This window comes from Coriobacteriaceae bacterium, assembly GCA_025992855.1.
GTDB lineage: Bacteria > Actinomycetota > Coriobacteriia > Coriobacteriales > Coriobacteriaceae > Collinsella.
Window position 1 is genome coordinate 1,409,009 of record DAJPGB010000001.1, and the last position, 12,541, is coordinate 1,421,549.

A 12,541-nucleotide genomic window follows, 5' to 3' on the forward strand; every position below is an offset into this window, starting at 1 on the left:
TAAAACCTTAACGGTTGGGAGGCTACATGAGGATCTCTAGACTGAGGATTGAGAACTATCGGAATCTCGATGGCGTAGCGATTAGTTTTGACGAGGACGTGACCTATATTGTCGGCGAAAACAACCTCGGCAAAACGAATGTGCTCGACTTGCTCAATACAATCTTCAATCAAGCGACGATTAGCGAAGAGGATTTCGCTAACATTGAAAAGCGCTCAGGTGCTCTAGTTACTTTAAAGTTGGACGAGGACGAGATCGGAATAACGGGGCTCGACATCGATCCTATGACCGGAAACACTATTACCATCTGCGCTTTTGCTGACGACCCGGATTCTCGAATTGAATTTAAGGTCGAAGGGAGCGGAGAAAGTATTTCACCCTCTCTGATGCGATGCGTTCACGTGTTCAGGTACTCTACTGCATCCTTTAATAGGGGAGACCTGGCGTTTGATGGTACCCGAGGTGTCGGCAAAGTTCTCTCCAAGGGCATCGCTCTTTACCTAGAGAAGGAGGGCAAAGGGGTCTCCGACTTTCTGGATGGGAGCGAGCTTAAAGGTCTGGTTGCAGATCTCGGCTCGATCGTCAGTGACGTTCCCATCTTGTCATCATATGGCGTGAGGCCGGGAGTCGACTCATCGGACGGCGGAACGCTTGGAACCTTGGTTACCTTGCTTGACAAGAGAGGCGTTCATTTTAAAAAGGCAGGTGTGGGCTTGCAGTATCTTGCCATTGCCTCGCTCTCAATAATCGAGAGCATTATGCGTCTTTCGCCTAAACGCCTTCAAGAGAGCCTCTGCTCGGATGACGATGGCAAGTGCGTGCTGCACGCTGTGCTGGCTTATGACGAACCCGAAGCTCATCTTCACCCGTATATGCAGAGGCGCCTCTCGAAGAGCTTGCATAGGATTTGCGATGGGAGGGACGACGGATTCAATGCTCTTCTAAAGGACTATTTCGGGATTGATTCAATCAAAGCTCAGCTAATCATGGTGACGCATTCGCCAAACATTCTGGCTCGCGGCTATAAGAACATTGTGCGATTCGGGCAGGGCGAAGATTCGCCGAAGGTCGTGTGCGGTAGGGATATTGACCTGTCCGACAAGTTTGAAAAGCATCTTATGTTGAATTTTGAGTCAGTACGTGAGGCTTTTTTCGCTCGGTCTGTTTTGGCTTTTGAGGGGCAGACGGAGTCCGGTGCCATTCCGGTGTTCGCCCGCAACCTTGGGATGGATCTGGATGATTATGGAGTTGTGCCAATCAGGGCTGGCGGGAAAAAGAACGTTGAGCCACTCTGTGAACTTCTGGGCAAGTTCGAGATTCCAAATTATTCCATTGTCGACAGGGATGATGAGCTGCAAGAAACTTCTGGAGACCATATAACGACAACCGGACGGGATTTTGAAGCTGAGGTTGTTGACGCGTTCTTCACTAGCGATAACCAGGGTGCGTTTATTGCGCTTCTTGAGTCAATTGACCCTTTTCAGAGGGCAACTAGCATCAAGGGGAATTGCAGAGCCCTGAAAAACGCCCGAACTGTCTACGGCGTTAGCTTGCCGGGCGCTGAGTACGATTTCCGGGGGCCGGAGTTTGACGGGCAATTCGCCGGCAAGCCTGAATCGCGTGCGCTTATGTATGCATGGCTTTCATCGAACAAGGGCGTCGCGTCTGGCGTTGCCCTCGCGGAGGCTCTTGGTGCCGAAGGCGTTCCCGACTGTTACAAAAGTATTATTCGCAAGGCCGTGGGGCTTGAATGCTGATGAGCCAGACTGACTTGCTGGATAGCGTTGGGACCGCGATTGAGGCACGCTGTGGTGTAGATGCGTCGCAGCGCTCCGCGATTTTTTCACCATCGAAGAGAGTGTTCGTGGAGGCGCCGGCAGGCTACGGGAAGACCACGGTGATGACTGGGCGGGCTTGCTGGCTGCTGGCATCCGGCGAAGTCCGGCCGCCAAAAAAGATTTTGGCCCTGACCTTCAGTGTCGCCGCTGCGCGGAGAATGCGAGCGGATTTGGGCGCCACTATGTCGGCGCTTCCGGGTTCCGTGACCAAGCGTTTTGAGGACAGCGTCATGGCGACCAATTTCCACGGCTTTGCTTGGGCCCTGCTTCGCAGGTACTGGAGATCGCTCTCGCTCCCAGTGAACGTTGACGAGCTTTCTATGGTCGATGATAACCACGCCGTTGACGAGCTGGTTTCGCGAGGCGGTAAGCTTTTCTGGGATGAAAAGAATGTTTTCAGCAGCTTCCTCCGCTCCATGAGAAATGGTCAAGACGAAGGCCTGAGACACGGCATACGCCCTTTTAATAGGATAATTAAGGATAGGTTCGCGTCGAACGGTCTCTTACCGTACTCTGGAATGATCTCCCTTGCAATTGAATTGCTTGCCGATTTCTCAAAGTTGAGGTCCTATCTGTCGACGGCGTTTCCTGTCGTACTCGTCGACGAAGCGCAGGACACGAATGCCCTGTGCTACATCTTTTTAAAAGGCCTGCTTTCCGATGAATCAGGAATCTGCATGTTCGGCGATCCTATTCAGCGTGTCTATGGTTTTATTGGCGCAATGGAAGGCTTAAAGACAAGGGCCACTACCGACCTGTGTCTATCGCAGCTGGAGCTCGAACATAATCATAGGTTTTCTAGGGGATCTATTGTCGGGGAGCTCGGTGCTGCGATTCGCTCCAACATGAAGGGTGCCATTGCCGGCGGTACGCCCCGACTTCCCATATATGTTGGCGCTGCACAGCAAGACGAAGCGACTGCCATCGTTTCAAAGGTCGCCACTCTCGCTCAAGGAGGTAGCGGTAGGATTGCGATTCTTGTTCGTAAGCGCGGTGCCCTGGCCAATCTCATCACTGACGAGCTGACTAAAGAGGAGATGCCATACTTCAACGGGCTTTTCTCGGATACAGATCCAGAGTTCGTTGAATTCAATGCATTTGCTTTATCCAGGATTACCGATGCAGCGTCTGGAGAAAAAGGCGTCAGCCGGTCTGCAGCGGACAAAATAATCGGCTCCATCTCTGATGAACTGCTGACTGACTCCAGGAGATTAATGTATGGGCGGTCCTATGCCATGCTTCTTGGAGCGCTGCGGAAACACCTCAAAAATGACTGCGTCTCGATGGGCCCTTCGGAGCGCTTCGACTATATCGTAAGTATCTTTTCCGAGGGCTCCCTGCGGCGTTTCTCTGATTACCTTGATGCAGATATCTCGATCATGACCATTCACTCTGCTAAGGGACTCGAGTGGGACACCGTTTTCATACCGGGCGTTACGCGCTTCGATTGGCCTGGAAGGATTTGCTCTCGGTGCGAAAGTGCTGGCATGTGCTCGCGTTCTGCGCGTGGATGCCGGATTGTGGATGCGAAGAAATTGCCAGACGGGCTTATTGAGGAAATGGGCCTGCTGTACGTCGGTGTCACTCGCGCCCGCAAAGCGGTATATGTCTCCGCCTCTATGCAGCGCAGGACAAATAACGGGAACTATCAGGTTGCTTGCCCCTCTTGCCTAACGTCTCTTCCGGGTATTGAACCTGTGAGCTGGTCGGTCATGGACGGAGAGGGGTGATTTGTGGCGCCGCGTAAGAGGCGGATGCCATCGTTTAATCACGATGAGTTTTGTGGTGCAACTCGTACCCGGTTTGATAATGACGGGCAGTGGGGCAATAGGGGATCGCCTAACATGTTGGTCAAGCAAAATCTTTTGTTAATTTCGAACAGGTATTCGATATGTATGGGCTTTCGCCGTGTGTAAATACGTGGAACCTAGTTTGAATTTATGCAGGCCAACGAAGCTGCCTCTAGGGTGGATTAGACGGCCCACTTATTGCTGTTGATTTATGCTGCAAAAACTTTAATCGTATCTACCTGCTAAAACACAACATGTTGTGTTGAGCTTCAAAAAACAATACAGGATATAGATTGCGTTTGCGGCTACAATTAATTTAACGTGAAACGTCGTTTCCCCACTACAACTTAATTGTTCGAAAGGAGCTGGATGGGATAGCTGTCAAAATCGAGGCCATGTTGATGGCCCACTAAGATTCTTTGGGGGCGCGTGCGCTTATAGATCAACAGCAGTATGCGCCCCCGTATGCTCAAATCATTTCCAAATAGCTTTTCTTCAAGAACCTGTCACTTGTGTGGCAGGGCGGGTTAGTCCGTAAAAAATTCGAGGGATGGCTCTTGGATTCTTGGAGGTGCGTAATTTTTGGCCAATAACTATCTAGATATTCTTCTTGGGAAAATCTCTGCGTACGATCTGTTCAATGTACTCATTCCGGGCGCACTTGTAGGTACCGTCAAGATTCTTTCGCAAATTGATTTAACCGTCCTCGGCCCCGTCCTCTTCTAGCCCTCCGCCTTTCCCCTCAGCTCGTCCATCTCCTCCAGCTTCGACATGTCCAGGTACCTCCTCTTGCCCCACTCGTGCTCCACTATGTACTTCAGCCTCGCCGTCACCAGCATGAGGGCCGAATTGCCGTCCGGGAAGGTCCCGACGACCCTCGTCCTCCTCCTGATCTCGCGGTTGATGCGCTCGATCCCGTTGTTCGTCCTGATCCGGCGCCAGTGCTCAGGCGGGAATTCCGTGTAGGCAAGCGTCTCGGCGAACCCGTCGCGCACCGTCCTCGCGGTCGCCCCGAGCCGCATCGACTCCAGCTTCTCCGCCACCTCCTCGGCCTTTCTGGCGCATGCCTCGCGCGATTCCTGCGCGTGGATTGCCTTCAGCATGCGCGCCGCGGCCTTCCGCCTGGTCACGGGAACCCTTCCCAGCACGTTGCGGTAGAAATGCACCGTGCAGCGCTGGTAGCGGGCCCCGGGGAACACCTCCTCGAGCGCACCGAGCATCCCCGCGCACTTGTCGCCGGTGACGAGCCGCACGCCGGAGAGCCCGCGCCCCTTGAGCCAGGAGAAGAACTCGCGCCAGGACTCCGCGGACTCGGTGTATCCCTCGGAGCAGCCGATGATCTCCCGGTCGCCGGCGGAGTTGACGCCGATGGCGACCAGCACGGCCACGTTCTCGTAGGACCCTCCCCAGCTGCGCTTGAGGTAGATGCCGTCGACGAAGACGTAGGGGTAGCCGCCATCGAGCGGCCTCTGCCGCCAGGCCTCGATGGACGCGAAGGCCCTCTCGTTGAGGTTGGAGACGGTGCCGGAGGACACCGGCGCTCCCCACAGGAGCTCGGAGACGTCCTCGATCCTCCTGGTCGAGACGCCCGCCAGGTACATCTCGACGATGGCCTCCTCGACCGGGGTCTCGCGCCTGCGGTAGCGCTCGATGACGGCCGTCTGGAAGGTCGCCCCGCGGAGCTTCGGCACGCTGAGCTCGACTTCCCCGGCTCCCGTGACGAGCCTCCTCGTGTAATGGCCGCTGCGGTAGGCCTCCCGGCCCGCCGTCCTCTCGTAGCGCCCGGCCCCGACGAGCTCCGACGCCTCCTCGTCGAGCAGCGCGTTGAGCGTCTCCTCTACGGTCTTCCTCACCAGATTCTTTATGTCGTTGCGCAGCGACTCCTCGTCGACTGATACGATGTTCGCAGACACGGCCCGTGCCCCCTTCGTCGGTGATTTGTTGTTTAGTCGCTAGAAATCATATGACGGGGCGCGGGCCGTGTTCCGCTATGCGGTTGTCAATTTGCGAAAGAAATTATGCGTCACCCACTTGTAACATATTCCGTCAGCCAGATGCCGTTAGGCAGTTGTATTGACTGCTCCAACTGGCTGTCACTATTTGTGATGAGTTATGTTCTCGGTCTCATTGCGTCGCGGATTGGCTCTCTCTGTATTGAGCCGTTGGCTCGTAAGCTGAAACCGGCCAGAAAACGAGACTATTCTGCCTTTGCGTATGCTCAGAAACGCGATCCAAAGGTCGAGCAGCTCTTAATGATTTCAAACATGTATCGCAGCCTGTCGGGGGCTGGTGTTCTGCTCGTCATTATCCTGCTTGCGTCATTGTTGCCGGAATCACATCGGCTTCCAGCGGCGCTGTGCTCTTTTATCGCCTTATTTGTCGCTTCCTGGGTCAAGCAAGAGCGGTATGTGGAAAAACGAATCAACTTCAATCTTGAGGAACGTGATAACCATAAGCGAGATTAAGTCTCTGTCCGTTGGTAACGGCGACATGTTTTATATCAATCACAACTCCGATAACTTCAGCATGATCGACTGCAATATCGCCGATGATCGTAAGTCGGAAATCCTTGATGAGGTCAAAAACCTCGCAGGTGATAAGGGTATCGTGCGTTTTATTAGCACACATCCGGACCAAGATCATATTCAGGGTATTGAGTATCTTGATGAGCTTGGGCTTATCCCGAATTTTTATTGCGTCGACAATAATGTCTCCAAGTCCACGGAGACTAAGAGCTTTAAAAAGTATAAGGAGCTGAAGGAGTCGCCGTGTGCTTACAAAATTAGCAAGGGGTGTAAGCGCAAATGGATGAACCTCTCTGATAATGAGCGCGGTCCTGCTGGGATTAGCGTCCTCTGGCCCGACGTGACAAACGAGGCATTCCAGAGTGCTTTGCAGGATGCTGAAAGCTCGGATAATCCCAATAATATTAGCCCCGCGATTGTCTACTCGCTAGAGGAAGGGGTCCGTGCGCTTTGGCTTGGTGACATGGAGAATGACTACATGGTGGCGATCGAAGATGACATTGCGCTTTCGCCTGTGGACATTCTATTTGCGCCGCATCATGGACGGAAGTCCGGTCGCGTTCCTAAGACATGGCTAGATAAGTTGGAGCCTCGGTTGATCGTTGTGGGAGAGGCCCCGTCAGACGAGCTTGAGTATTACTCGAACTACAACACTCTGACGCAAAACAGCGCTGGCGACATTTTGTTCTGTTGCGAGGCCGGTAAGACTCACGTTTACGTTGGATCTCCTTCTTACAGCGTCAATTTCTTAGACCGAGACCCTAATGCTTCGGTTGTGAAGGGTTCGCTGTATTATTTGGGCTCTTTTGATTGCGGTGATCGCTAGTCCTGCTGTTGCCTCGTTCAATCATGGCCTGTCTGTGCGTTTACCTTACAGGCCATGATACGACCTTCAGTCTCCTTGAGATAACGTAGAATGTCGTCCTGATATACAAAAGCTCTTTGGGAGCTTTAAGGGTGACGCTTTCTGTTAGAGAGTGTCGCCCTTTTTTCATGCATGTAATGCGTGACGTGCTAGCAAAACGCCATTCCGGCAAGGGAACGGTCGAGTATGGGCGGTTTGCACCTTGCGCCTGCTGTCATTGGTGTAGCAAGCACTTGATTTAGCCTACATAAAGTCTATAATCAAAGAAAAACTCTGATATATCTTTTCAAAACAATGAAAGGAATGTTGAGTACCATGCTTTGCCAGTTCACCTTTAAGAACTATCGGTCCTATCGCGACGAGGCGGAGCTTTCTATGCAGGCGACGCCGATGAAGGAGTTCGAGCGCTCTCTCATAGCGTGCCCTGATGGGCAGGGCTTTCTCCCGGTGGCCGCGGTGTACGGACCCAACGCTGGCGGTAAGTCTAACCTGCTCGAGGCTCTCGATTACGTTCGCTCGGCTGTAGCCAGACCGATCAGGCTGCTGTCTGCCAGCGCTGATGCGCCAGGGGGTGATCGCCCTTCGATGCCCCGTTGTTCTGCGTTCGGGTTCGATGACGTGTCGGCTACAGAGCCCACCGAGTTCGAGCTCTACTACCGCGCTGGCGACCACGAGTACCGCTATGCCTTGTCCGTACACGCCGACGAGATCGTGTCCGAAGGGTTGTGGCGGCGTAAATTGGGAGCGTCGCGTACGGCGATGCTGTTCGAGCGCGAGGGTGCAAAGGTTGAGCTCGGTCCCACGCTGCGTAAGCTTGTGACGGCCGCGAGATTCAATCCGAGCCTGCCGTATCTATCGTTTCTTTGCATCAACTTCGATGCGCCGGTGGTCCAGGAGGCGGCCAGCTGGTTTCTCGACACTGTGTTTCTCAACTACAACAGTTCCTACCTGGAGCGGATGCTCGAGCAAATGCTCGACGAGGGTGACTCGCGGGAGGTCACGCGTTTCCTGCGCGCCGTTGATGTGCGTATCGATGGCTTCAGAGTGGAGAGGGCGCCGGAATGGCGCGGCCAGCGCGTCTTCGTGAGGCACGAGGTGGGCGGCAAGGCGTACGAGTTGCGTTTATCCGAGGAATCTGCCGGCACCCAGAAGCTCATGGGGTTGGCTGCGTATCTGATGACAGCGCTTGAGCGTGGAGGCACCGTTGTGGTAGACGAGCTCGACGCCAAACTGCACCCGAAGCTTCTTCGCTATGTGATTCTGCTGTTTAAGGATCCTGAGGTCAACAAGAGTGGCGCGCAGCTCATCTTCTCGTCTCAGGACGTGTCAACCATGCGAAACGACGTGTTCCGCCGCGACGAGATATGGTTCGCTGCGCGCGGCGAGGGGGAGGCGAGCCAACTGTGGTCTCTCGCCGACATCCACGAGGCAAACGGTAATCTGGTAAGCAAGAACGCGGCTTTCGACAAGCAATATCTGTCCGGTCGCTACGGCGCCGATCCGTATCTCACCCGCATCGAGGAGTGGGATTAGCATGGTGGCGAAGAAGTCGAAGGGCTGGCGCAGTGGCAAGCGCGAGGGCCGCTCGCGCATGGTTCAGATGACACGTCATCTCGTAGTGAGCGAGGGCAAGGAGACCGAGCCTCGCTACTTTGAGGGTGTGCGCGCGGCGTTGGGCGAGGCGAATGAGCGCAAGGTTGCCATTGTCGTTAAGGGAACCGGCAAACACACGCTTGACCTGTTTGACTTCGCCGTCGAACACTGCCGCTATGCGCCCGAGACGTTCGATCACGTGTGGCTCGTGTATGACAAGGATGACTTCCCTGCGTCCGACTTTGATGCGATGGAGCGCAAGTGCAACGAGCTCTCTGATGGTTCGAGGACTTTCCACGCGTTGTGGTCCAACCCCTGCTTCGAGCTGTGGCCTCTTCTGCACTTTCGCTACACGACCGCGCATATGTCCGCGTCCGACTGCCAGCATGCCCTCGCGCAGGAGATGTTGAAGAACTTGGGTATCGAGTACCGCAAGAACCTGGACGGGATGTTTGGGGCAGTGGATGATAGGCGTGGCGAAGCATTGCAGCGTGCTGGGCGCCTCGTCACATACCATAGGGGGCTGGGTAACGTTAAACCATCTGCGCAAAACCCTGCAACCAAGGTGGGCGAGATATTCGATGTGATTGGGCCGTATCTGGTTGGATAGCCGAGTTCGATCGGGCTCGATAGGACTGGAGATTCATGAAAGATGTTACATGCTGACTTGCTGTCTTGAATTGACCCTTTGGGACACGGGTATTAGAGTGAGGCCGGCGGTACTGACGTAGTCAACCTACGGGCCTGCGTTGTGCGAAGAGGCGGCTATTCCCTTGGATGGTCTTCTCTCTTCATGGTGCTCATGATGAGAGACTTTATTGAGCCAAGGATGGCGGACGTAAATACGTTTATTACATCCTAATGGTCTGGATGCCTGAGCGTTATCTGACTGAGAATGAGTTTAAACGGTGTATTAAGGACTAATGTGAGTACAGAAGACATCAGGCTTACCGGCGAGGATGATGGGAAGAGATGTCGCAATCACCACCTTATAGTGATTGGCAACGGCTTCGATCTTTCCTGCGGTTTGGCGTCTTCGTTTAAAGACTTCTTTGAGCCTCGGATGAGAGTCATCGACTCACTTGTTTCGGAAAAGGGCTCTTGTGATTATGAAGCCATCAAAGCGAGAGGCCTGACTGCCTGGGATCTGATTCTTAGAAGCCGAAAGGACATGGAGGCAAGAGCCTTCAATGTGAATTGGTGCGATGTCGAGACGGCTATTGCCAATGTGTTCGGCATCAACCTGCCCGAGGACGGCATCGACGATGAGGGCGTTATGATATCCGATTATGCCGTCTCGTTCGGTTCTTTGCAGGACTACTTTTATCTAGTAAATGAAGCGAACACCCTCAATGCAAGTGACTACATCGAGAATCGGGTCGACGAAATTGAACGGCTCAGAGACAGCATTTACGCTGGCGATCAAGGGGTTCTATCTGAGCTGGGCATTGAAGATTCAGAGAGTTCGGATGACTCAGAGGCAGATTTCGAGTTATTCAGAGAGGGCTCTCGCCTTTTGGGACATAAGCCCAATCCTTGGACCGAACGTGTTGGGCATTACCTCGCTTCTGGGTTCCCTCGGGTCCTTGAGGATCCCGAGGGGCGGTTATCTTCCATTCTCATGTCAGAACTCGAGCGTATGGAACACTACTTTAATTGCTATCTCAAAGATGAGGTTGCCCGCAAAGATGGCTATTTAGATTGTTCGGACAACTTAATGCGCAAGCTGATTGAGCATACCGTGGTGGCCGATGGTATGCCCGATGATGCGGTGACTGTTCTCAACTTTAACTACACGTCTCCATATCGGTGGCTTAAACAGCGGTTTGGGGATGCCCATCTTGTCAATATCCACGGCACGCTTGATGGTGAATGCATTTTTGGAATCGACGGTTCCGGCAATTTGGATAATCGGGATATCCTCCCATTTACCAAGACATATCGTGTTTTGAAGTCTGCCCGAGGGGTTCCAAGTGGCTCGATTGCTTATCCTTCGCAAAAGGCAGGGGATGGTCTTAAGACATCTTCGATAGTCTTTTTTGGCCATTCGCTTTCGCGAGCCGATTATTCGTACTTTGAGTCCATTTTTAGCACGGTGGATTTGTATAACGGGCATACCAGCCTGGTCTTCTTATACTCAAACTACGCCAAGGGTGTTCGCGAGTCAGAGGTGGCTAAGGTGCTCGCCCTCCTCGATTACTATGGCGCTTCGTTTGGTATTGCTGGACGTAGTAACAACCTCGCGCACAAGCTCATGCTCGAAGGCCGACTTGTCGTTCGGGAGATTTAGGTCGATCTGCTTATGTCGGAAATAGGTCGCCTCTGCTAGCAGCCGCTGCGGCATGATGTCCTAAATGAAAAACGTAAGCCTGCTATAGGCCATCGTTTTGCACGGGGGTTTCTTCCATTCTGAGGGTATCCCCTAGTTTAATTAAGATGGAAATTGGGGACGAACCCTTGCTTCGGCAATCGTCGCCTTGTTTGGTTGATGGACATTACGGTAAGATTTTCTCAGTGATACAGTCGTCGCGGACTCTACGTGAGGCGATGACAAAGAGGGGTCGTTGTTCGGTTTTCCGGCAACGGCCCTTTGATGTTTCCGCGACAACTGGATGTTGTCGCGGAAGCCGTTTTTTGTTGCAAGAAAACATGATGCAGGGCCTCGTTTTCCGGAAGTGCGGAGAAAAGTTGAAAACCGCTGAGCACAACCTGATTTTCGGCAACAAAACCGCAGGTCACAGAACTCCGAAACCTGGGCCTGGTTGGTTGATTTTGGTTCTTCCTCGCACTTCCGGTATCGCTGCGCAGAAGTATACGGCAAATTCTGGAACCCTCGAGCGCACCACCCTTCTCGGGAAAAGACACCGCAGTTGGAAGTCATGCTGCTTTCCGGTCTGGTCAACATGTTTGGAATTTGCCGCATACTTCCGTTTTGAAATCACATCTGGTTGGAATTTATATCTAGTGGGGCTGTGGAATCTAGCTTAAGCGTTGAAGTTCGTATTTAAATAGTTACACTTAACTTACAAGTTAAGTGTAACTAGAAATGGGAGGTGGCGTTTGGTTGATGGATATGATGTTGTCGAATATAGGGATCCCAGGGGCCGTCCGTTTTGGGAGCTAACGACTTCTCCCGACAACTCTCAATTCCAGAAAATGTTGACAGATCCTAAAAGGAAACTTGCCGCCCGTAAAATGATCGACCAGATTTCAAAAATCTATGATTATGGCTTAAAGGTTTCGAGCGGGACCTCAAAGCTACGCTGTATTGATTCCAAGCTTGGTCTCTATGAACTAAAAGGGTTTGACGGGGCAAATCGAGAGATGATTTATGCCATATGTCAGGGCGCAGACAAAATTGTTCTACTGTTTTGGTTTAAAGGGCACCAGGGATCGGGAAATATCAGTAAAGAAATCGAGCGGACCAAGCGATTAGCCGTGATAGCACGTCAGCTTTTGGAATCTGAGCGCTGACTTTTATACTTGGCTTTCGAAACGGAGAAAACAATGAACAAAGTAAATTTATCTGATTTTTACGCCGAAACAGAAAGTAGCGAAACGCGCGCTTATGAACATGCACTAGACATCGAGTTTATTGTTCATCGCGAGATGCTGCATCAGGGTTTGAGCAAAAGCGATTTAGCGAAGCGCATGGGCGTGAGTCTTCAGTCGCTTTCAAAGCTGCTTAATACGCAACCTAATATGACGCTGAAGACGATCGCCAAGTTCGAGCTCGCTTTGGGCATCAAAATCGTTCCGCAGGTTATCGCCAATCATTCCAAAGAGCTTCCGTTTCTTTCATCCGATGATTCCGTGCGAGAGCAATGTGCATTGCCGGCGATCCTTCCTGCAGAGCTTTCGGCCGATTGCGATGTGCCTTTTCAGGGTGAATGAGCCGTCCTTCTTCGCTGCCGAATCGAGTATTACGTC

Annotated in this window: 10 protein-coding genes; 9 read left to right on the top strand and 1 reads right to left on the bottom strand. The window is 52.7% G+C overall.

Annotation, left to right across the window (positions count from 1 at the left end; translation table 11 throughout):
* Positions 1–26 precede the first annotated feature (26 nt).
* Both OIL88_05930 and OIL88_05935 read left to right on the top strand, forming a co-directional pair.
* Positions 27–1,757, top strand: coding sequence for an AAA family ATPase (locus tag OIL88_05930; protein ID HJI71903.1), 1,731 nt, complete (start codon positions 27–29; stop codon positions 1,755–1,757).
* Complete coding sequence (locus OIL88_05935; GenBank protein HJI71904.1) at positions 1,751–3,568, top strand: ATP-dependent helicase; 1,818 nt, start codon at positions 1,751–1,753, stop codon at positions 3,566–3,568. The genes OIL88_05930 and OIL88_05935 overlap by 7 nt, the downstream gene beginning before the upstream one ends.
* 782 nt (positions 3,569–4,350) lie before the next feature.
* Here the strand turns inward: OIL88_05935 and OIL88_05940 are convergent.
* The gene (locus tag OIL88_05940) at positions 4,351–5,541 is read right to left on the bottom strand and encodes an IS256 family transposase (GenBank protein HJI71905.1); all 1,191 of its coding nucleotides are present in this window, start codon (positions 5,539–5,541) and stop codon (positions 4,351–4,353) included.
* A gap of 105 nt (positions 5,542–5,646) precedes the next feature.
* Between OIL88_05940 and OIL88_05945 the strand changes: the two genes are divergently transcribed.
* The 7 genes from OIL88_05945 to OIL88_05975 all read left to right on the top strand — a co-directional run bounded on the left by OIL88_05945 (position 5,647) and on the right by OIL88_05975 (position 12,505).
* A complete protein-coding gene (locus OIL88_05945; protein HJI71906.1) occupies positions 5,647–6,093 on the top strand; it encodes a hypothetical protein in 447 nt (148 codons plus the stop codon).
* Between the two features lie 25 nt (positions 6,094–6,118).
* Positions 6,119–6,979, top strand: coding sequence for a hypothetical protein (locus OIL88_05950; protein ID HJI71907.1), 861 nt, complete (start codon positions 6,119–6,121; stop codon positions 6,977–6,979).
* A gap of 354 nt (positions 6,980–7,333) precedes the next feature.
* Complete coding sequence (locus tag OIL88_05955) at positions 7,334–8,551, top strand: ATP-binding protein (GenBank protein HJI71908.1); 1,218 nt, start codon at positions 7,334–7,336, stop codon at positions 8,549–8,551.
* A gap of 1 nt (position 8,552) precedes the next feature.
* Entirely contained in the window at positions 8,553–9,221 is a 669-nt protein-coding gene (locus OIL88_05960; GenBank protein ID HJI71909.1) for an RloB family protein, read from the top strand.
* Between the two features lie 315 nt (positions 9,222–9,536).
* Positions 9,537–10,901: a bacteriophage abortive infection AbiH family protein gene (locus OIL88_05965; protein HJI71910.1), complete on the top strand. Its 1,365-nt coding sequence runs from the start codon at positions 9,537–9,539 to the stop codon at positions 10,899–10,901.
* Between the two features lie 770 nt (positions 10,902–11,671).
* On the top strand, positions 11,672–12,085 hold the full coding sequence (locus OIL88_05970) for a hypothetical protein (GenBank protein HJI71911.1): 414 nt from the start codon (positions 11,672–11,674) through the stop codon (positions 12,083–12,085).
* A 33-nt stretch (positions 12,086–12,118) separates the two neighbouring features.
* Complete coding sequence (locus OIL88_05975) at positions 12,119–12,505, top strand: helix-turn-helix transcriptional regulator (protein HJI71912.1); 387 nt, start codon at positions 12,119–12,121, stop codon at positions 12,503–12,505.
* The last annotated feature ends 36 nt before the right edge of the window (positions 12,506–12,541 follow it).

What these genes read in the sequence shown, in the direction of transcription:
- OIL88_05950 (HJI71907.1), top strand. Translation starts at nt 6,119, where the DNA reads ATGTTTTATATCAATCACAACTCCGATAACTTCAGCATGATCGACTGC.
- OIL88_05930 (HJI71903.1), top strand. Translation starts at nt 27, where the DNA reads ATGAGGATCTCTAGACTGAGGATTGAGAACTATCGGAATCTCGATGGC.
- OIL88_05960 (HJI71909.1), top strand. Translation starts at nt 8,553, where the DNA reads ATGGTGGCGAAGAAGTCGAAGGGCTGGCGCAGTGGCAAGCGCGAGGGC.
- OIL88_05955 (HJI71908.1), top strand. Translation starts at nt 7,334, where the DNA reads ATGCTTTGCCAGTTCACCTTTAAGAACTATCGGTCCTATCGCGACGAG.
- OIL88_05935 (HJI71904.1), top strand. Translation starts at nt 1,751, where the DNA reads ATGCTGATGAGCCAGACTGACTTGCTGGATAGCGTTGGGACCGCGATT.
- OIL88_05975 (HJI71912.1), top strand. Translation starts at nt 12,119, where the DNA reads ATGAACAAAGTAAATTTATCTGATTTTTACGCCGAAACAGAAAGTAGC.
- OIL88_05945 (HJI71906.1), top strand. Translation starts at nt 5,647, where the DNA reads ATGCGTCACCCACTTGTAACATATTCCGTCAGCCAGATGCCGTTAGGC.